The organism is Tabrizicola sp. (genome assembly GCF_036781545.1).
GTDB lineage: Bacteria > Pseudomonadota > Alphaproteobacteria > Rhodobacterales > Rhodobacteraceae > Tabrizicola.
This window is the reverse complement of the sequence record NZ_DAIQAT010000009.1, coordinates 34,263-53,516: the sequence shown is the minus strand read 5'-3', so window position 1 is coordinate 53,516 and position 19,254 is coordinate 34,263. Positions and strand designations below refer to the sequence as shown.

At 66.4% G+C, this 19,254-nt stretch carries 16 protein-coding genes and 3 riboswitches; of the genes, 6 read left to right on the top strand and 10 right to left on the bottom strand.

Features of this window, described 5'->3' with window-relative positions:
• A riboswitch (cobalamin riboswitch) is annotated at positions 1–122 on the bottom strand. This riboswitch is flagged as partial in the annotation.
• A gap of 168 nt (positions 123–290) precedes the next feature.
• The 6 genes from V7Q39_RS03500 to nrdF all read left to right on the top strand — a co-directional run bounded on the left by V7Q39_RS03500 (position 291) and on the right by nrdF (position 8,090).
• A complete protein-coding gene (locus V7Q39_RS03500; protein WP_333815014.1) occupies positions 291–1,328 on the top strand; it encodes a homocysteine S-methyltransferase family protein in 1,038 nt (345 codons plus the stop codon).
• Positions 1,325–4,036: a methionine synthase gene (gene metH, locus V7Q39_RS03495; RefSeq protein WP_333815012.1), complete on the top strand. Its 2,712-nt coding sequence runs from the start codon at positions 1,325–1,327 to the stop codon at positions 4,034–4,036. Before V7Q39_RS03500 ends, metH begins: the two co-directional genes overlap by 4 nt.
• Positions 4,037–4,071: 35 nt before the next feature.
• Positions 4,072–4,263, top strand: a riboswitch (cobalamin riboswitch).
• Between the two features lie 96 nt (positions 4,264–4,359).
• Positions 4,360–4,578, top strand: coding sequence for a glutaredoxin-like protein NrdH (gene nrdH / locus V7Q39_RS03490; protein ID WP_333815010.1), 219 nt, complete (start codon positions 4,360–4,362; stop codon positions 4,576–4,578).
• A 5-nt stretch (positions 4,579–4,583) separates the two neighbouring features.
• The gene (gene nrdI, locus V7Q39_RS03485) at positions 4,584–5,000 is read left to right on the top strand and encodes a class Ib ribonucleoside-diphosphate reductase assembly flavoprotein NrdI (protein WP_333815009.1); all 417 of its coding nucleotides are present in this window, start codon (positions 4,584–4,586) and stop codon (positions 4,998–5,000) included.
• Complete coding sequence (gene nrdE / locus V7Q39_RS03480; protein WP_333815008.1) at positions 4,982–7,108, top strand: class 1b ribonucleoside-diphosphate reductase subunit alpha; 2,127 nt, start codon at positions 4,982–4,984, stop codon at positions 7,106–7,108. Before nrdI ends, nrdE begins: the two co-directional genes overlap by 19 nt.
• A gap of 7 nt (positions 7,109–7,115) precedes the next feature.
• Positions 7,116–8,090 carry a class 1b ribonucleoside-diphosphate reductase subunit beta gene (gene nrdF, locus V7Q39_RS03475; RefSeq protein WP_333815006.1) on the top strand — a complete coding sequence of 325 codons (975 nt, stop codon included), beginning with the start codon at positions 7,116–7,118 and terminating at the stop codon, positions 8,088–8,090.
• A gap of 24 nt (positions 8,091–8,114) precedes the next feature.
• On the opposite strand, the gene V7Q39_RS03470 is transcribed toward nrdF, so the two are convergent.
• From V7Q39_RS03470 to V7Q39_RS03425, 10 genes are all read right to left on the bottom strand, one after another.
• The gene (locus V7Q39_RS03470; RefSeq protein WP_333815005.1) at positions 8,115–9,128 is read right to left on the bottom strand and encodes a DUF6925 family protein; all 1,014 of its coding nucleotides are present in this window, start codon (positions 9,126–9,128) and stop codon (positions 8,115–8,117) included.
• A 3-nt stretch (positions 9,129–9,131) separates the two neighbouring features.
• Positions 9,132–9,785, bottom strand: a complete 654-nt coding sequence (locus V7Q39_RS03465; protein ID WP_333815003.1) for an adenosylcobinamide amidohydrolase — start codon at positions 9,783–9,785, stop codon at positions 9,132–9,134.
• Complete coding sequence (locus V7Q39_RS03460) at positions 9,782–10,540, bottom strand: ABC transporter ATP-binding protein (RefSeq protein WP_333815002.1); 759 nt, start codon at positions 10,538–10,540, stop codon at positions 9,782–9,784. The genes V7Q39_RS03465 and V7Q39_RS03460 overlap by 4 nt, the downstream gene beginning before the upstream one ends.
• Positions 10,537–11,514, bottom strand: a complete 978-nt coding sequence (locus V7Q39_RS03455) for a FecCD family ABC transporter permease (RefSeq protein ID WP_333815001.1) — start codon at positions 11,512–11,514, stop codon at positions 10,537–10,539. Before V7Q39_RS03455 ends, V7Q39_RS03460 begins: the two co-directional genes overlap by 4 nt.
• Positions 11,514–12,296: an ABC transporter substrate-binding protein gene (locus V7Q39_RS03450; RefSeq protein WP_333814999.1), complete on the bottom strand. Its 783-nt coding sequence runs from the start codon at positions 12,294–12,296 to the stop codon at positions 11,514–11,516. The genes V7Q39_RS03455 and V7Q39_RS03450 overlap by 1 nt, the downstream gene beginning before the upstream one ends.
• A gap of 49 nt (positions 12,297–12,345) precedes the next feature.
• Positions 12,346–14,205, bottom strand: coding sequence for a TonB-dependent receptor plug domain-containing protein (locus tag V7Q39_RS03445; RefSeq protein ID WP_333814998.1), 1,860 nt, complete (start codon positions 14,203–14,205; stop codon positions 12,346–12,348).
• A 128-nt stretch (positions 14,206–14,333) separates the two neighbouring features.
• A riboswitch (cobalamin riboswitch) is annotated at positions 14,334–14,547 on the bottom strand.
• A gap of 94 nt (positions 14,548–14,641) precedes the next feature.
• Positions 14,642–15,835: an MFS transporter gene (locus tag V7Q39_RS03440; RefSeq protein ID WP_333814997.1), complete on the bottom strand. Its 1,194-nt coding sequence runs from the start codon at positions 15,833–15,835 to the stop codon at positions 14,642–14,644.
• 135 nt (positions 15,836–15,970) lie between these two features.
• Positions 15,971–16,954 (bottom strand): glycine betaine/L-proline ABC transporter substrate-binding protein ProX, encoded by a 984-nt coding sequence (proX, locus tag V7Q39_RS03435; RefSeq protein ID WP_333814996.1) that lies wholly within the window; start codon positions 16,952–16,954, stop codon positions 15,971–15,973.
• 63 nt (positions 16,955–17,017) lie between these two features.
• Complete coding sequence (locus V7Q39_RS03430; protein ID WP_333814995.1) at positions 17,018–18,139, bottom strand: mandelate racemase/muconate lactonizing enzyme family protein; 1,122 nt, start codon at positions 18,137–18,139, stop codon at positions 17,018–17,020.
• Entirely contained in the window at positions 18,136–19,206 is a 1,071-nt protein-coding gene (locus V7Q39_RS03425; RefSeq protein ID WP_333814994.1) for an alcohol dehydrogenase family protein, read from the bottom strand. The genes V7Q39_RS03430 and V7Q39_RS03425 overlap by 4 nt, the downstream gene beginning before the upstream one ends.
• Positions 19,207–19,254: the final 48 nt, after the last annotated feature.

Genomic DNA, 19,254 nt, shown 5'->3' with positions numbered 1-19,254 from the left:
GGCATCGGGGATCGCTCGCCGCTTACAGTTGCGGGGGCAGTCGCGGATTTGGCGCTGTTGCGCCGCACCGTGTTCCCTTTTCACCCGACCATCGGCCGGGAACCATCACCTCACGTTTTGCCGCAGCTGCGAAATGCTGTCAAATCCAAAAGCGGCAGGACCGCCACCGGATTCGCCATCACGGCCGCCCGCGGTACATGCACCGGATTCATGATCTTCTGGAGAAACATGAATTTTTCGCCGGGACGCTTCCCGGATATGAGACGCTTTGCCCCTGAACGAGCAGAGCCATGACGATCCTTTCCTCCCATCCCGTCCGCCTTCCTTCCGCGCTGGATGCCGCCGCGCGGCACCGCATCCTGATCCTCGACGGGGCGATGGGAACGCAGATCCAGGGGCTCGGGCTGTCAGAGGAGGATTTCCTCGGCCGCGGCTCGGGTTGCGCCTGCCCGCACCATTCCGACCACCCGCAGAAGGGCAACAACGACCTTCTGATCCTGACCCAGCCCCAGGCGATCGAGGAGATCCATTTCCGATATGCCATGGCAGGCGCGGATATCGTCGAGACCAACACCTTTTCAGCCACCACCATCGCGCAGGCCGATTACGGGATGGAGAAGGCTGTGCACGACCTGAACTCGGAAGGCGCGCGGATCGCCCGGCGGGCGATGGACCGCGCCACCGCCATCGACGGGCGGCCCCGCTTCGTGGCCGGCGCGGTGGGGCCGACCAACCGCACGGCAAGCCTTTCGCCCGATGTGAATGATCCGGGCTATCGCGCCGTCAGCTTCGACGACCTGCGGATCGCCTATGGCCAGCAGGTGACGGGGCTCATCGCGGGCGGGGCCGACATCATCCTGATCGAGACGATCTTCGACACGCTGAACGCCAAGGCGGCGATCTTCGCCTGTCTCGAAGCCTTCAAGGCCACCCGCGTGAGCCTGCCGCTGATGATCTCGGGCACGATCACCGATGCCTCGGGGCGTACGCTGTCGGGGCAGACCCCCACAGCCTTCTGGCACTCGGTCATGCATGCGCGGCCCTTTACCGTGGGGCTGAACTGCGCGCTGGGGGCAGAGGCGATGCGACCGCACCTGGCCGAACTGGCGGGTGTGGCCACCGCCTTCACCTGCGCCTATCCGAATGCCGGGCTGCCCAATGCCTTCGGCCAGTATGACGAAACCCCGGACCAGACCGCCGCCCAGATCGCCCGTTTCGCAGAGGAGGGTCTGGTGAACGTGGTCGGCGGCTGCTGCGGCACCACGCCCGAGCATATCCGCGCGATCGCCGACGCCGTCGCGGGCCAGACGCCGAGGGCCGTCGCTTGAGCCGCCACCTGCGCCTGTCGGGGCTGGAGCCCTTCGTCCTGACGCCGGACATTCCCTTCGTGAACGTCGGCGAGCGGACGAACGTCACCGGCAGCGCGAAGTTCCGCAAGCTGATCGTGAACCGCGACTATGCCGCCGCGCTGGAGGTGGCACGCGACCAGGTCGAAAACGGCGCGCAGATCATCGACATCAACATGGATGAGGGGCTGATCGACTCGAAGCAGGCGATGGTGGAGTTCCTGAACCTCCTCGCCGCCGAGCCGGACATCGCCCGCGTCCCGGTGATGATCGACAGCTCGAAATGGGAGGTGATCGAGGCCGGGCTGAAATGCGTGCAGGGCAAGCCCATCGTCAATTCAATCAGCATGAAAGAGGGCGAGGCGGCCTTCCGGCACCATGCCGGGCTGTGCCTCGCCTATGGCGCGGCTGTGGTGGTCATGGCCTTCGACGAGCAGGGCCAGGCCGACACCTTCGCCCGCAAGACCGAGATCTGCGCCCGGGCCTATCGCATCCTGACAGAGGAGGTCGGCTTCCCGCCCGAGGACATCATCTTCGACCCCAACATCTTTGCCGTCGCCACGGGGATCGAGGAGCACAACAACTACGGCGTCGATTTCATCGAGGCGACCCGCTGGATCAGGGCGAACCTGCCGCATTGCCATATCTCGGGCGGGGTCTCGAACCTGTCGTTCAGCTTCCGCGGCAACGAGCCGGTGCGCGAGGCGATGCACGCGGTGTTCCTGTATCATGCCATCGGGGCGGGCATGGACATGGGCATCGTCAACGCGGGTCAGCTGGCGGTCTACGACCAGATCGACCCGGAGCTGCGCGAGGCTTGCGAGGACGTGGTCCTGAACCGCCACCCCGACGGGACGGACCGGCTGCTGGAACTGGCCGACCGCTACAAGGGTGGCGCGCGCGAGGAAAAGGCGCGCGACCTGGCCTGGCGCGACTGGCCGGTGGAGAAGCGGCTGGAACATGCGCTGGTGAACGGCATCACCGAGTTCATCGAGAAGGACACCGAGGCCGCGCGACTGGCCGCCTCCCGTCCGCTGGACGTGATCGAGGGCCCGCTGATGGCCGGGATGAACGTGGTGGGCGACCTGTTCGGCGCGGGCAAGATGTTCCTGCCGCAGGTGGTGAAATCGGCCCGGGTGATGAAGCAGGCGGTGGCGGTTCTCCTGCCCTACATGGAGGAGGAGAAGCGCCTGACCGGCGGCACCGGGCGGCAGTCGGCGGGCAAGATCCTGATGGCCACCGTGAAGGGTGACGTGCATGACATCGGCAAGAACATCGTCGGCGTGGTCCTCGCCTGCAACAACTACGAGATCGTCGATCTGGGCGTGATGGTGCCGCCACAGAAGATTCTCGAGATCGCACGGACCGAGAAGGTTGATGCCATCGGCCTCTCCGGCCTGATCACGCCCAGCTTGGACGAGATGGTCCATATGGCCGCCGAGATGGAGCGTGAGGGCTTCCGCATCCCGCTGCTGATCGGCGGGGCAACCACCTCCAAGGTGCATACGGCGGTCAAGATCGCGCCGCGCTATTCCGGCCCCGCGGTCTATGTGCTGGACGCCAGCCGGGCGGTGGGCGTGGTCGGCAGCCTGCTGTCGGATAGCCAGAAGGCCGGTTTCACGGAAGGCATCCGCGCCGAATACCGCGAAGTGGCCGAGCGCCACGAACGTGCCGAGCGGGCGAAGGAGCGCGTCCCCCTTGCCACCGCCCGCGCCAATGCGATGAAGATCGATTGGCAGAGCTATAGCCCACGCCCGCCCCGGTTCCTTGGGACGCAGGTGATCCAGGACTGGGATCTGGCGGAAATCGCGCGGTTCATCGACTGGACGCCCTTCTTCCAGACATGGGAGCTGAAGGGGATCTATCCGAAGATTCTCGACGATCCGAAACAGGGTGACGCGGCGCGGGCGCTGTTCGCGGATGCGCAGTCGATGCTGGCGCGGATCATCGCAGAGCGGTGGTTCAAACCGCAAGCCGTGGTCGGGTTCTGGCCCGCGAATGCCGTCGGAGACGACATCCTCCTTTATACCGGCCAGGACCGGCGGACCTCGCTGGCAACGCTGCACACACTGCGCCAGCAACATTCGAAGCGCGCGGGGCGCCCGAACGTGGCACTGGCCGATTTCGTCGCTCCAGTCGGGGTGGCGGATCATGTCGGCGGCTTCGTGGTGACCGCGGGACCGGAGGAAGCCGAGATCGCCGAGCGGTTTGACCGGGCCAACGACAACTATTCCGCGATCCTGGTGAAGGCTCTGGCCGACCGCTATGCCGAGGCGATGGCCGAGATGCTGCACCAGAAGGTGCGGCGCGAGCTTTGGGGCTACGCGCCGGACGAGGGCTTCGCGCCTGACGAACTGGTCGGCGAGCCCTATCGCGGTATCCGCCCCGCGCCGGGCTATCCGGCCCAGCCCGACCACACCGAAAAGCTCACGCTGTTCCGGCTGCTGGATGCCGAGGCGACCACGGGCGTGCAGCTGACCGAAAGCATGGCGATGTGGCCGGGGTCTTCGGTCTCGGGCCTCTACATCGGGCACCCTGACGCCTATTACTTCGGCGTCGCAAAGGTCGAACGCGACCAGGTGCAGGACTATGCCGCGCGCAAGGGGATGCGCCTGGCCGAGGCGGAACGCTGGCTGGCGCCGGTGCTGAACTACGTCCCGCAGGGCGAGGTCAAGATTGCGGCGGAATAGACGCCACAAGATGTTGACTTCCCGGCGTTACAAATGCCTAATGCTGGGGTCAAGGTTCTCGCGGGGCGACTCGCGGGTGAAACGGGAAGCCGGTGCGATACCGGAGCTGCCCCCGCAACTGTAAGCGGCGAGCGAAGCTGAAACGTCACTGGGGCCTGTGCGCCTTGGGAAGACCAGCCAAGCCCCGACCCGCAAGCCAGGAGACCGGCCCTGACAGCAGAGACGAAACCGTGCGGCGGGCACGGGGGCGTGACTGGAAGGGCTTTAGCCCCTTTCGTCCATGCCTCCTTCCCGCAAGACACACAAGACAAGGGACAGAGAGCATGATCACCGTCTATTCCAAACCCGCCTGCGTGCAATGCACCGCCACGACCCGCGCGCTGGATGCCAAGGGCATTGCTTACAGCCTGATCGACCTGACAGCGGATGCCGAGGCGATGGAACGGGTGACGGCGATGGGCTACCGGCAGGCCCCCGTCGTGGTGGCGGGCGAGGCACATTGGGCGGGGTTCCGGCCCGACATGATCGGCCGCCTGGCCTGATCGACATGGGCGGGCTGGTGTATTACTCCTCGGCCTCGGGCAATACCGCACGCTTCGTGGATCGCCTGGGCCTGCCCGCCCTGCGCATTCCGGTCCGGGCCGCCGACCCCATGCCTGCGCCCGGCCAGCCTTATGTGCTGATCTGCCCGACCTACGCCGATGGCCTTGGCCGGGGCGCGGTGCCGAAGCAGGTCATCGCCTTCCTGAACGACCCGGCCCGCCGCGCGCTCTTGCGCGGCGTCATCGCCGGGGGCAACCGCAATTTCGGCCAGACCTTCGCGCTGTCGGGCCGGGTGATTGCCGAGAAATGCAACGTGCCCTGGCTGACCAGCTTCGAGCTGGCGGGAACCGAGGCCGACATCGCCCGCATCCGCGCCGGGCTTGACCAGTTCTGGAGAATGGAATGCCCGACGGCGGCCTGAACCCCTCGCTCGACTATCACGCGCTGAACGCGATGCTGAATCTGTATGACGCGGAGGGCCGCATCCGGTTCGAGGCCGACCGCATGGCGGCGCGGCAGTATTTTCTGCAGCACGTCAACCAGAATACCGTTTTCTTTCATAGCCTTGATGAAAAGCTCGGCTATCTGGTCAGCGAGGGCTATTACGAGGCCGCGGTGCTGGACCAGTATTCGCGCAACTTCCAGCGCAAGATCTGGGACGAGGCCTACAAGCGCAAGTTCCGGTTCCCGGCCTTTCTGGGGGCGTTCAAATACTACACCTCCTACACGCTGAAGACCCGCGACGGGCAGCGCTATCTGGAACGCTACGAGGACCGGGTGGTGATGGTCGCCCTGACGCTGGCGCGGGGCGACGAGGCACTGGCCCTGCGGTTCCTGGACGAGATCATCTCGGGCAGGTTCCAGCCTGCCACGCCCACCTTCCTGAACGCCGGCAAGGCCTCGCGCGGGGAGCTGATCTCGTGCTTCCTCCTCAGGATCGAGGACAACATGGAGTCGATCGGTCGCTCGATCAACTCGGCCCTGCAACTGTCGAAGCGGGGCGGCGGCGTGGCCCTGATGCTGACCAACCTGCGCGAGGCGGGGGCACCGATCAAGGGGATCGAGAACCAGTCCTCGGGCGTGATCCCGGTGATGAAACTGTTGGAGGACAGCTTCAGCTACGCCAACCAGCTGGGCGCGCGGCAGGGGGCCGGGGCGGTCTACCTGAACGCGCACCACCCCGATATCCTGCGCTTCCTCGACACCAAGCGCGAGAATGCTGACGAGAAGATCAGGATCAAGACGCTGTCGCTGGGGGTGGTCATCCCCGACGTGACCTTCGATCTGGCGAAGCGGAACGAGGATATGTACCTCTTCTCGCCCCATGACGTGGCCAAGGTCTATGGCGTCCCGTTCTCGGAAATCTCGGTGACCGAGAAATATGCCGAGATGGTGGACGACAAGCGGATCAAGAAGAAGAAGATCAACGCGCGGGAATTCTTCCAGACCCTCGCCGAAATCCAGTTCGAGAGCGGCTACCCCTACATCATGTTCGAAGACACGGTGAACCGCGCCAACCCCGTCGCGGGGCGCATCACCATGTCGAACCTCTGTTCTGAAATCCTGCAGGTCAACGAGGCTTCGGAATATAATGAGGACCTGTCCTATGCCCGGATGGGCACCGACATTTCCTGCAACCTCGGGTCACTGAACATCGCAGCCACCATGGACGGGCCGGATTTCGGCGCGACGGTGGAGACCTCGGTCCGTGCGCTGACCGCGGTTTCCGAGATGTCGGCCATCGACAGCGTTCCCTCAATCCGGCGCGGCAACGACGAGGCCCATGCGGTCGGGCTGGGCCAGATGAACCTGCACGGCTTTCTGGCTCGGGAACGCATCCACTACGGCAGCGCCGAGGGGGTGGAGTTCACCTCGGTCTATTTCGCCGCGGTGGCCTATCACGCGATCCGCGCCTCCTGCCTCCTGGCGCAGGAACATGGCGCGACCTTCAAGGATTTCGACAGGTCGAAATATGCCGACGGGTCGTTCTTCGACAAATACACCAGCCGCGACTGGCTGCCGACGCTGCCCGATGTGGCCCGTGTGTTCGAGGGGATCAGCCTGCCCAACCGCGAGGACTGGGCGAAGCTGAAGGCCGACGTGATGACCCACGGCCTCTACAACCGCAACCTTCAGGCGGTGCCGCCCACCGGGTCGATCAGCTACATCAACAACTCGACCAGCTCGATCCACCCGATCGTCGCCAAGGTCGAGGTGCGCAAGGAGGGCAAGATCGGTCGGGTCTATTATCCGGCGGCCTTCATGACCAACGACAACCTCGACTATTACCGCGACGCCTACGAGATCGGGCCGGAGGCGATCATCGACACCTATGCCGCGGCGACCGAACACGTCGACCAGGGCCTGTCGCTGACACTGTTCTTCCCGGCCGAGGCGACGACCCGCGACATCAACCGGGCGCAGATCTACGCCTGGAAGAAGGGCATCAAGACGATCTACTACATCCGCCTGCGCCAGGCCGCCCTCGAGGGGACGGAAGTGCAGGGCTGTGTTTCCTGCACCTTGTGAGGCCGCGATGAAAGACCTGATCACCCCGCTTCGCGTGCCTGCTGCGATCAACTGGAACCGGTTGCAGGACGACAAGGACCTGGAGGTTTGGAACCGTCTGACGGTGAACTTCTGGCTGCCGGAAAAGGTGCCGCTGTCGAACGACGTGCAGTCCTGGGCGACCCTGCGGCCAGAAGAGCGGGAGCTCACCATCCGGGTCTTCACCGGGCTGACGCTTCTGGACACGATCCAGAACACGGTCGGCGCGCCCGCGATGCTGCCCGACGCGCAGACCCCGCATGAAGAGGCGGTGCTGACCAACATCGCCTTCATGGAGGCGGTCCATGCCCGGTCCTATTCCTCGATCTTCTCCACCCTCTGCCTGACCAAGGAGGTGGACGAGGCCTTCCGCTGGTCCGAGGAGAACCCGCATCTGCAGGCCAAGGCCCGGCTGATCCTGGGCGATTATGCCCCCGGCGCCGACCCGCTGAAGCGCAAGATCGCCAGCGTCTTCCTGGAAAGCTTCCTGTTCTATTCCGGCTTCTACCTGCCGATGTACTGGTCCAGCCGCGCGAAGCTGACCAACACCGCCGACCTGATCCGCCTGATCATCCGGGACGAGGCGGTGCATGGCTATTACATCGGCTACAAGTTCCAGCGCGCGCTGGAGCGCGAGAGCGAGGCGCGGCGGCAGGAGTTGAAGGACTATGCCTTCGCGCTGATCTTCGACCTCTACGACATCGAGGCGCGCTATACCGCCGAGCTGTACGACGGCATCGGCCTGACCGAGGACGTGAAGGCCTTCCTGCACTACAACGCCAACAAGGCGCTCATGAACCTTGGCTATGAGCCCCTGTTCCCGCCCGCCGCCTGCGAGGTGAACCCGGCGATCCTCGCCGCGCTCAGCCCCGACAGCGAGAACCACGATTTCTTCTCGGGCTCCGGGTCCAGCTATGTCATCGGCAAGGCGGTGGCGACCGAGGATGCCGACTGGGATTTCTGACGCCGTGTCCCGCGGGCCGGTCGATCAGTGGCCCGGCTTTTCATCCTCGGCGCTGTCATCGGCTTCGGCCGAGGCGTCGAAAGCCGCCGTCCAAGCAGCAAGACAATCGTTGTCGCCCTTCATGCGCCGCCACTGACGCAAGCCGTTGCGCAGGCCGGTCCGGCCGGTGCGGCTGGCAGGCGCGGTGAAGCTCTCAGGGCCCCGACCGGCGGCGAGTTCGGCCCAGACGGCGGATTTGGCGGCAAGGTACTCCTCCGGCCCCCAAGCGCGCAGCAGGGCTTGAAAGGCATCGAAGCTGCGGGGGTCGAAATCCTTCTCCTCGCCCATGCGACCGATGACCGGGTTTTCCGGGTGGAAGCTGGCGCAGGGCACCCAGCCCGCGGGAATCGGCGCATTGGCGGAATGGGTGCGTCCCGCGCGCAGGAGCTTCGGCAGTACATGCGTATGCGGCCCTTCGGGCGAGACCCCGCCGGTGTCCGGCCCGCCGATCTTCTGATAGACCTCAACCCGCCCCAGCCGGGTCAGCGCCACCCGATGCGGATGCGCCTTGAGGATCGCCATCATCACCGGGTTGTCATGGTCGAACAGCGACCGGCCCGCATGGGCGCGCAACTCGGCCAGAAGCTCGGGGTCCGCCGTACGGATGCAGAAATCCACCTGCGGCTGGGCAAGCCCCATATCGAAAAGCACTGCCTCCCGGTCGCCGGGGCGCAAGGCCTGGCTGTCGGGGCCAAGCTCGGTCAGCACATCACGGCGCTGCATGGCTGCCTCGGCCTCGGGCAGGCACAGCGCCACGGCCTGCGACCAGCGATGCGGTTTGGGGCTGAGCATCTCGTAGGCCAGCGGGCGCACCCCGGCCAGCCGCGCGATCCGCACACCGCCGCGCTGCGTGACCTGGGTCAACGGTGCGGCCAGGGCTTGGGGCACCTCATCCCCGACATGGTGAAATTCGGCCACCGCACCGAATGACCCCATGTTCCAGCCGGTCTCGGCATCGGCCAGACCGCGTTCGACGATCTCTTGCAGGTCAGGTTCCATCAGTCATCCCCTCTGGTGTTGGCGCTCTGCCTGCCAGGCGCGTGCGCCCTCAAGCGTCGCACGATAGACTGCGGCTCCGATCACCTCGCCCGCGGCGGTGTGAAGCCCGGCATGGTCGCAAGCGCCCGGCGGCGCGGCGATGGCGAGGCAATCGGTGCCGGTCCCGGTCGCAAGCCCCCCGGGCAGGGCAAGGGCAGCGTCGATGATCGCGGCGGTCCGCGCCTCGGCGGCGATGCTCAGGGCCTCGATCAGACCGGCTTGGGTCAGCCCCCGCGTCAGACGCACAGCGATGTTGATCGTGCCCCAGTTCTGCGCGGCAAAATCCCGGCGTTGACCCACGCGCTCGGCATTCGCCAAACCCACGGTCGCCAGGCAATCGGCCTGATCCTCGCCTATGGTCGCGCTGGCCCGGTGGTGCCGCGTGACATCGCGCGAGGTGAGGAAGGCCACGGCATCGGGCAGGCCCCGGTGATGTACCTCGTCGATCAGCCAGCCCCGCGCGTCGAACCCTTCGGGCAGGTCGGCGTTGCGGACCTCGCGCCACAGGATGTGCCGTGCCATGGCAAAGCCCGGCCGGTTCAGCGCCCAGCTGAGAACCTGCATCTCCTGCCCGAGATCGAAGATCAGCCAGGGCCGCTCCAGCATGACGGCTGTCATCCCAGAACCTCCAGCGGCTGGAAGACGGGACCTTGGTCGGTATCCTGGAACCAGGCAGAAATGCCGAAGCTGGCGCGCAGGCGGTCGGGCGTCAGCACCGAAAGCGGCGGGCCGTCGGCGACGATGCGGCCCCCGTCCACCACGATCAGTCGCGAGCAGTGCCGGACTGCAAGGCCCAGGTCATGCAGCGAGACGATCACGGCCCGACCCTCGGCGGCAAGCGCCGCAAAGGCCCGCATGGTCGAGATCTGGTGCGCGGGGTCCAGACCGGCAATCGGCTCGTCCGTCATCAGCAGCGGGGTTTCCTGTGCCAGCGCGCGGGCAATCAGCACCCGCGCCTGCTCGCCGCCGGACAGCGCGGTGGCTTGCCGCTGGCGGAAGTCCTGAAGCTCCATCCGGGCCAGGGCGCGGTCGATGGCAGAGCGGTCGGCCTCGGTGATGCGCTGGCCGGGCGCAAGATGCGGGATCCGGCCCAGCGTGACCAGCGTCTCGACCGAGACCGGCCAGGCGATCTCGCGCGATTGCGGCATCCAGGCGACGCGGCGGCCCCGGTCGCGCGGCGAAAGCTGGGCGAGGGAGGACAGGCCGGAATGCGGCAGAAGCCCCAGCACCGCCCGCATCAGCGTGGTCTTGCCCGCGCCGTTGGGGCCGATCAGCCCGACAAGCTCGCCCTCGGCGACTTGCAGGGAAACATCCTGCAGCACCGGGCGACCCCGCCGCGACACGCCCAGATTCTCGACGGACAGAAGGGTCATGCCGCCCTCCGCGTGCGGTAGATTAGGTGCAGGAACAGCGGCGCACCGACCAGCGCGGTCAGGACGCCAAGCTTCAGATCGCGTCCGGGCAGGACGACCCTGACAGCGATGTCGGCGGCCAGCAGCATCGCCGCCCCGCCAAGCGCCGAGGCCCAGAGGAGCCGCCCCGGTCGCGCGCCCACGAAGCCGCGCAGCACATGCGGCACCACCAGCCCGACAAAGCCGATGGCCCCGGCGACGGCGGTCGAGGCTCCGACCACCGCCGCCGTGCCGAAGATCAGCACCAGCCGCAGCCGGGTCAGCCGGACGCCCATCGCCTCGGCCGCGTCCTCGCCCAGGGTCAGCGCATCGAGGCCCCGTCCCAGTGTCACCAGAGCCAGCGATCCGGCAAGGATCAGCGGCAGCGCGATCCAGACATGGGTCATCGACCGGTCAGCCAGCGAGCCCATCATCCAGAAGACGATCTCGTTCGCGGCGAAGGGATTGGACGACAGGTTCAGCACCAGCGAGGTCAAGGCCCCCGCCAGCGCCGAGATCGCGATCCCGGCCAGGATCAGGGTCAGCGATCCACCGCGCGGCCCGGCCAGCACCAGGACCAGCACCACACCGACGACAGCCCCCGCCAGCGCAGAGAAAGGCAGGGCCAGGGTGGTGCTTGCCGCAACGCCGGTCTGCAGCGCGATCACGGCGCCAAGCGCGGCCGAGCCCGACACGCCGATCAGCCCCGGATCGGCCAGCGGGTTGCGCAGATAGCCCTGCATCGCGGCCCCGGCAAGGCCCAGCGCGGCACCGATCATCAGCCCCAACAGCGCGCGCGGCAGGCGGATTTCCTGCATGACCAGAGGCAAGGGCCCTTCTCCACCGAAGACCAGCGCCCGCAGGCTTTCTATCGGGCCGATGCCTGCAGGGCCGATGACCAGCGCACCCAGAAACAGAATGAATACCAAAGCCGCAAGAACGAGGAAAAGGCGCATCAATTGCCCCTGTCTGAGGTCAAGGCGCGGCGCAGCGCAGCCATTTCGGTCACCGCCCGCAGAACAAAGGGCGTGCCGCAAACCCAATCGCGGTCGGAAAACGTGCCGCGCGCCAGATCGTCCTGACTGGCGATCAGGGCGGGATGCAGCATGACATCTTCGGCGCGGGAATTGCCCGGATAGGGGCGGCTGGTGATCACCGCTTCCGGGGCAAGCATCACCAGTTGCTCCAAAGGCATGATCCCGCCATCGGAAAAGCCAACCTCCTCGGCCACATTGGCGAAGCCCGCCGCGATCAGGATCTGCCCCGACAGGCTGCGGTCGCCTTGCGTATAGCCGTTGGCGGCATAGATCGCCGCGCGGGGGTTGCGCGTCACCTCGTCCTGAAAGGCGGCGAGATCGGCTTCATAGGTCTCAAGCATCGTCTGCGCCTCGTCCTCCCGCCCCAGAATCGCGCCCATGCGCCGGATCTGGCCCGGAATCTCGTCCAGCCCGTAGGCGGGCTCGAAAATCTCGACCCGCACGCCCAGACGCTGCAGCATCGCCACCGTCGCGCGCGAGGTGAAAGAGCCTGCCAGCACCAGATCGGGCTGCATGAGATAGATCTCCTCGGCCAACCCATGGTTCGGCGGATAGGCCTTCGCCTCGTCGGCCATGGCCGAGCCGCGCGGGTCGGAAGCAAGGTGAGACACCGAAAGCAGCTGGCCGGGCGCCGCCAGCATCATGGCCAGCTGGTCGGTGCAAAGGTTCATCGACACCACCCGCTGCGGGACCTCGGCCATCAGGGGGGCGCCGCAAAGCGCCCCCAGAAGACTCGCCAGGATCAGGTTCCTAGAAATTGGCATCGATCCCCACATAGATCGCTCGACCCCGGGTCGCATAGCCCCAGACATCGGTCGCGTCCGTGTCGAAGACATTCTCGATCCGCCCCGTCAGCCGCACCCGGTCGTTCAGATCATAGCCGGCGGCAAGGTTGACCGTGGTGAAAGCGGGAAGCTCGACCGTCTCGTAGGCGCCCCAGAACTGGGTGTCGTAGTTGCCGGAGACATGGCGCAGGTCCGCCGAGACCGAGCCGCGGCCACCGAAGGCCGCCAGCGTTGCGCCAAGCGTCAGCTCGTGGCGCGGACGGCGGATTTCCACGCTGGAGTCGGGATTGCTTGCGTCAAGGTAGGTATAGGCCATGCGCAGCGACAGGTCGTCGGTCGCCTGCATCTGCCCACGGACTTCCACCCCCTGCCGGTCGCTGTCGCCCGCCTGGTTGATGTACGAGAAGGTCCCGGGGCCGGTGCTGACGGCGGTGATCTCGTCGGTCAGCGCCTCGCGGAACAGCGTCACGTCCAAGGTGCCGCGATCCGAGAAGACCGGGAATTCGACGCCGAAGTCGATGCTGCGGTTGCGTTCAGGCTGCAGGTCGGGGTTGCCAAAGTAGCCGAAGGCCGCCGCATAAAGCTCGAAATAGGACGGGTTCACCACGCCGGTCCCCGCCGAGCCGTGCAGGCGGATCCCGTTTGCCAGCTTGTAGGACAGGCCGACGTTCCAGGTCATCGCATCCCGGAACACCGAGTTGTCGTCGAACCGGACCCCCACCTGCAGGTCAAGGCCGGAGGCGAGGCTGCCGCGGTATTCCACCGCCGCCGAGGTTGCCTCGCGCTTGTAGCCCGGGTTCGAGCTGCTGGAATCCTCCCGGTTCTCCAGAAGGAAGTTCAGCAGATGGCTGGCATCCTCGACCGTGCCGTCGATGCCGTAGCTCAGCCGGTATTTCAGGGCATCGGTCGTCGTCTCGGTCGCCGCGCCACCGTTGTTGCTTTGCTCGTTCTGCGTCTTCTCGACGGCAAGACGATGGGTCAGCCGCCCGTCCAGCATGGCAAGCTCGGCAAAGATCGCCGCGGTGCGCTCGTCCCGGTCGGCGAACTGGGTCGGGTCGTCCACGACATAGGAGGCGGCGTCGGTCGCCACGAAGCTGTTGCTGTCATAAGCGTAGTCTTCCTTGGACCGCCGCAGCGTGAAGCCCAGCTTCAGCACATCCGTCACCAGATAGTCGCCCGACAGGATCGCCGTGGTCCTGTTCAGACCGTCCTTCTCGCCGCCGTCCCCGGATTCGTCAAAACCCTTGTCCACCGTGCGGGAGAGGGCCAGCGACACCCCGCCCCGCTCATTGCGCCGCGAAAGGAAGGCGGTGGCGATGGTTCCGGCCCCGACTTCCAGGCTGGCATGGGCCGTGGTGCCCTCGCCTCCCTTGCGCGTGATGATGTTGATGACCCCGGCCGAGGCATTCGATCCATAGTACACCGATTGCGGCCCGCGCAGGACCTCGATCCGTTCGATGTTCGCGGTTTCCAGGCCGCTGAGGATGTATTCGCCGTCGCCCCCCGCAGCCGCGATCCCGTCGATCAGGATGAGCGTATGGTTCCCCTCGCCGCCGCGGATGCGGACCTGGGTGAAGCTGATGCCCGAGCCGTTGACCGAGACGCCCGGCAAGGCCCGCAAGGCATCCTTCACGCTGGTGATGCCGCGCTCCTTGATCTCCTCGGCGGTCACGACGCTGACCGCGCGGCCATATTTCTCGGCCTCGATGGGCGAGAGCCCGCCGGAGAGGATGATCTGTCCAAGGTTGAAGACATCTTCCGCGCTGGCCTGTGCAGCAGGAAAGGACAATGCGGCCACCGAGGCCAGCAGAGCGAAGCGGTTCATTTATACCCCCCAAGAACGGCCCCGCAGGGCCGCAGTCCGAACGAATGTCAGGAGAGGACGGAAGCCCCCCGCAGACGGTGAAGTCACCACGTGCGGAAGGTCCGCAGCCCGAACGCCCCTCGCGTCCGAACAGGGTGAATGCCTTGGCAGGTCTCCTGACTTGCGGGTCGCAGCTAGACCGGACCTTCCCGCAGCCCTTGGGGCCGCAGTGGCGTATTCCGGCTTCGCTCTCCGCCTACAGTTGCGGGGGCAGTCGTGGATTTGGTGCCTGTTGGCTACGCCGAACCACGTTCCCTATTAACCGGACGGCAAGCCGCCCGGACCAAAGCGAAATCACGCTAGCAGCGGATTTTGGGGTTGCCAAGCGGGCAGCGCGCCGCACCGCAGGAAACCCGGGTCGCGCGACAGCAGAAGCACACCGTCGCCGCGTAGGCCGTCAGGCCTCGGTCTTCGGCAGGAACCAGGCGACAAGCCCGACGAGCGGCAGGAACGAGCAGATCACATAGACCTCATGCAGCCCGATCCGGTCGGCAAGCGCCCCCAACAGCGCCGCCGCCAGCCCGCCCAGCGCGAAGTTGAGGCCATAGAAGACCCCGCCGATCAGGCCGATGCGGCCCGGCATCAGCTCCATCGCGTACAGCATGATCGAGGCGAAGGCGCTGGCCATGATCAGGTTGATCAGCACGGTCAGCGCGACCGTCCCCGCCAGCCCGACATGCGGCAGAAGCAGGGTCATCGGCAGGGGGCCAAGGATGGAAATCCAGATGATCCGGTGCCGCCCGATCCGGTCCCCCACAATGCCACCGAGAAGCGCGCCAATGGCCGAGGAGATGAAGATCACGAAGAGAAGGATCTGGGATTGCGGGATCGAGACGCCGAAGGTCTCGATGACATAGAAGGTGTAGAAGGACCGGAAGCTTTCCTGATAGGCCAGCTTCGAGGTCATCAGCACGACCAGGATCAAAAGCCCCAGCCGCACTTGGCGCGGCGTCAGCGCCGACGTCGCGCGGGACCGCGCCGCCTCTGCCGCCGTATGGAACGCCGCGCGCAGGCGGTCGTGCTGGCCCGCGATGCGGATCAAGAGCAGCATGGCAAGGATCGGCGCCACCGCAAAGCCCGCGAGGCTCACCTGCCCCAGGGGCACGATGACCAGGGCCGCGACCAGCGGCGCCACCGCCCCGCCGGCCTGTCCGCCGACCTGGAAGATGCCCTGCGCCAACCCGGCCCGTCCCTGCGCGGCATAGCGCGCCATCCGCGTCGCCTCGGGGTGGAAGATCGACGAGCCGATGCCGATGCAGGCGACCGAAGCAAGGATCATCCCATAGCTGGGCGCGAAGGCCAGCGCGGTGATGCCCGCCAGCGTGAAGCCCATCCCCACCGCCGAGGAATACGGCAGCGGGCGCCGGTCGGTGTAAAGCCCTACCAGCGGCTGGAACAGCGACCCGGCGATCTGAAAGGTCAGGGTGATCATCCCGATCTGCACCAGGTCCAGCGCGAACTCGGCCTTCAGGATCGGGTAGATCGCCGGGATCAGCGCCTGGATCAGGTCGTTCAGAAAATGCGTCAGCCCCAGCATGACCAGAAGCGGCAGGAATGTCGCTCCTTCGGACCGGGCGGTCATCGTGGTCATCTGCAGGTCTCCCCTTTCCCGTGACGAAGGCTTTGGCCAGCTCCCGTGCACGTTTCGCAATCTGACGGGAAGCTCCCGGGTTTGGAAGTGGGCAACGACAGGAACCTGCCGGAAACGGCCCGGCAGGATAAAGGATTATTCTGCGGCCTGACGTGCCTCGGCCAGCCAGCCGTCGTAGGTCGCCCGATTGGCGGCGATCCAGTCGGCGACATGCTTGTCGATGGCGGCCGAACTGTCTTCGCCGTCCGAGATCAGCTTGTTCTCGGCAGAGATGTCGTTGATGCTGATCTCGGCCACTTCGAACAGCTTGGCCGCGGCGGGGTTGGCAGCCAGAAAGTCGTTGCGGGCGACGATCCGCAGGTTGTCGACGGCGAAGCCCAGGTTCTTGCCCTCGAACTCGGTCACGCCGGTGCCGCCGTCGGGCAATGAGGTATAGGGCACCGACAGCCATTCCACATCCTTGCCGGGAACCAGCGCGCCCGACACCCAATAGGGCGTCCAAGTGTAGTACAGGATCGGCTGGCCACCGGCATGGCGGGCGATGGCATCGGCGATGATGGCGTTGTACTCGCCCTGGTTGTGGGTGACGGTGTCGCGCAGGCCATATTCGGTCAGCTGGTGTTCGATGACCCGCTCGCAGCCCCAGCCGGGCACGCAACCGGCGAGGTCGGCCTTGCCGTCGCCATCGGCGTCGAACCTGGCCGCCACTGCCGGGTCCTTCAGCATCGAGATGTCGGTGATCCCGGCATCGTAGCTGGCCTTGTCGACCAGATAGCCCTGCAGCGCTCCCTTGGAGAGGATGCCGACCTTGGTCATCACCGCATCGCCGCCCGCTTCCTCGACGAAGGCCGCATGCAGCGTGTCCCATGTGTCGGTGAAGAAGTCCGCGTCACCGGTGCCGACGGCCAGATGCGCCTGCTGGGCGATCACCTCGTTCGGGGTGGCGACGGTGTAGCCCAGATCTTCCAGCGCGCGGAAGATGATGCGGGCCTGGAACATCTCTTCCAGCGCGGGCTGGATCACCGGGCGCACGGTCACGCCCTCTCCGGGCCGGTCGTTGGCCAGCGCGGGAAGCGCCGCAAGCAGCGCCAGCGCGGTCGTCAGGGTCAGATGTTTCATTGCGGTCTCCATGTTGGGGTTTCGTCGTCTCGGCGCGTTCAGCCGCGCTCTTTCCGTCGGGGGTCAGCTCCAGCTCGCGACCGGATCGCCAAGGATGTCGCGGTTGACGGTCACGCCCAGGCCGGGGGCGTTCGGGGCCAGGACACCGCCGTTCTGCACCGGCGCGTCGAAGGTCGCGGTCTCCAGCGTGACCATGTCGCGGCAGTCCAGCACGCAACGCAGGTTGCGTTCGGGGACGGTCGCGCCCAGATGCACGATCCCGGCGAAGGCGATGGCGGAACCGACCGTGTCCTGCACGCTGAGGGTCAGCCCCGCCGCGCGGCAGATGTCGCGGTGACGGCGGCCGCGCGTCAGCCCCCCGGCCTTGGAAATCTTCAGGCCGATGCCGTCGGCGATGTCCTCGGCCAGGATTCGGGCGATGTCGCCGTCCAGTTCGGCCAGCTCGTCCAGGATGATCGGCACGCTGCAGCGCTTGCGCAGGGATGCCGTCTCGCGCCAGGTCGCGCAGGGCGCCTCCAGCACGAAGTCCAGGCCCTGCGGCAGCATCCGCAGCATCCTGAGCGCGGTTTCCGGGATCATTCCGCCATTGGCGTCGACCAGGAAGAATTCGCCCGGGCGACGGTCGGCCAGGCAGGCGGCGATACGTTCGGCATCCAGCGCCGGGCCACCCTCGCTGTCGAGCGCGCCGATCTTGATCGAGTGACCCAGATAGCCTTTCTGCCGGTGTGCCGCGACGCGCTGGCGCATCTCGTCCGGCGGCCCCGCATAGATCGACGAAATCGTCGGCAGCCGCTTGCCGGTGGCACCGCCCAGAAGCTCGCAGACCGGCAGGTTCACCGATTTGCCAAGGATGTCCCAGCAGGCGATGTCGAAGGGGGTCTTGGCGTGATGGTGGCCGACCAGCGCGTCGTCCATCCTGTCGTTGATCCGGTCCAGCTGGCGCGGGTCGCGACCGATGAGATGCGGGGCGATCTCCTCGATCCCGGCACGGGCGCCCCGGGCATGGGCGGCGATGTAGGTCGCACCGAAGGGCGTCGTCTCGCCCCAGCCCTCGATCCCGGTATCGGTCTCGATCCGCAGGATGGCAGCGTCGAACCCGGTATATTCCCGGCCTCCGGACAACAGGTAGATGCCGCCGGAATAGGGCAGATGGACGTTGAAAAGCTCGATCTTGGCGATCTTCATTCGGACACCTTCGGGGGGATGAGGACAAGTTTGCCGGTATGGGCCTTGGTCAGGAAATCCGCCTGCGCCCGCGCGATTTCCGCCAGCGGATAGGTGCGGGCGACAACGGGGCGGATCTCGCCCGCCTCGATGTAGCGGATCAGGTTGGCGAAGACCGCGTCCTCCTGGAAGGTGCAGCCGTAAAGCGTGAGGTCCTTGAGATAGACGGTGCGAAGATCAAGGCTGCAGATCGGCCCCGCGATGGCCCCGGCGGCGGCATAGCGGCCTCCAGGGCGCAGCACGTCCAGAAGCTGCGGAAAACCCGGGCCACCCACCATGTCGATCACCACGTCGATGGAATTGCGGCCAAGCGTCCTGACCAGATCGGCCCCGCGGTCGATCACCTGATCCGCGCCAAGCGCGCGCACCTCATCGGCCTTGGCGGCACCCGCAAGCGCAATCACGGTCGCCCCGCGCCGCCTGGCCAGTTGCACTGCCGCCGATCCGACCCCGCCCGACGCGCCGGTCACCAGCACCCGCTCGGCCCCGACACCCGCCCGGTGCAGCATGTTCTCAGCGGTGGACCAGGCGCAGGGGATCGAGGCAAGCTCGGCATCCGACCAGTCGCAGTTCACCGCATAGACCTCACGCGAGGGGGCGACCGTAAACTGGGCGAAGCCGCCGTCGATCTCGCTGCCGAAGGTCCAGCATTCGTAGGGGCGGAAATCCACGTAGGAGCGCAGCATGTTGCGCACCAGCACCCGTTCGCCGATGCGGCCTGGGTCCACACCCGCCCCCACGGCGACGACATGGCCGCAGACATCGGCACCCTGGATGCGCGGGAAATGCAGCGGCACGCCGGACCACGAGGCATCTTCCGCATCCGGCTCGATCCCGCCCGCCGCCGATGTCTCGACCCCGATCTTCTTGGAATACCAGCCGATCCGCATGTTGATGTCGGTGTTGTTCACCGCCGAGGCCGCGACGCGGATCAGCACCTCTCCGGCCCGCGGCGCAGGCACCGGCACGTCGTGGCGCAGCACCAGCCTGTCGGTATCCCCATGGCCGGTCAGCAGCACGGCGGTCATCGTCTTCGGTATCATCGGGGTCCCGTTCGTCAGCACCGGACGCTTGCC

What these genes read in the sequence shown, in the direction of transcription:
- V7Q39_RS03500 (WP_333815014.1), top strand. Translation starts at nt 291, where the DNA reads ATGACGATCCTTTCCTCCCATCCCGTCCGCCTTCCTTCCGCGCTGGAT.
- nrdH (WP_333815010.1), top strand. Translation starts at nt 4,360, where the DNA reads ATGATCACCGTCTATTCCAAACCCGCCTGCGTGCAATGCACCGCCACG.
- nrdI (WP_333815009.1), top strand. Translation starts at nt 4,584, where the DNA reads ATGGGCGGGCTGGTGTATTACTCCTCGGCCTCGGGCAATACCGCACGC.
- nrdE (WP_333815008.1), top strand. Translation starts at nt 4,982, where the DNA reads ATGCCCGACGGCGGCCTGAACCCCTCGCTCGACTATCACGCGCTGAAC.
- nrdF (WP_333815006.1), top strand. Translation starts at nt 7,116, where the DNA reads ATGAAAGACCTGATCACCCCGCTTCGCGTGCCTGCTGCGATCAACTGG.
- V7Q39_RS03470 (WP_333815005.1), bottom strand. Translation starts at nt 9,128, where the DNA reads ATGGAACCTGACCTGCAAGAGATCGTCGAACGCGGTCTGGCCGATGCC.
- V7Q39_RS03465 (WP_333815003.1), bottom strand. Translation starts at nt 9,785, where the DNA reads ATGACAGCCGTCATGCTGGAGCGGCCCTGGCTGATCTTCGATCTCGGG.
- V7Q39_RS03460 (WP_333815002.1), bottom strand. Translation starts at nt 10,540, where the DNA reads ATGACCCTTCTGTCCGTCGAGAATCTGGGCGTGTCGCGGCGGGGTCGC.
- V7Q39_RS03455 (WP_333815001.1), bottom strand. Translation starts at nt 11,514, where the DNA reads ATGCGCCTTTTCCTCGTTCTTGCGGCTTTGGTATTCATTCTGTTTCTG.
- V7Q39_RS03450 (WP_333814999.1), bottom strand. Translation starts at nt 12,296, where the DNA reads ATGGCCGAGGTCCCGCAGCGGGTGGTGTCGATGAACCTTTGCACCGAC.
- V7Q39_RS03445 (WP_333814998.1), bottom strand. Translation starts at nt 14,205, where the DNA reads ATGAACCGCTTCGCTCTGCTGGCCTCGGTGGCCGCATTGTCCTTTCCT.
- V7Q39_RS03440 (WP_333814997.1), bottom strand. Translation starts at nt 15,835, where the DNA reads ATGACCACGATGACCGCCCGGTCCGAAGGAGCGACATTCCTGCCGCTT.
- proX (WP_333814996.1), bottom strand. Translation starts at nt 16,954, where the DNA reads ATGAAACATCTGACCCTGACGACCGCGCTGGCGCTGCTTGCGGCGCTT.
- V7Q39_RS03430 (WP_333814995.1), bottom strand. Translation starts at nt 18,139, where the DNA reads ATGAAGATCGCCAAGATCGAGCTTTTCAACGTCCATCTGCCCTATTCC.
- V7Q39_RS03425 (WP_333814994.1), bottom strand. Translation starts at nt 19,206, where the DNA reads ATGACCGCCGTGCTGCTGACCGGCCATGGGGATACCGACAGGCTGGTG.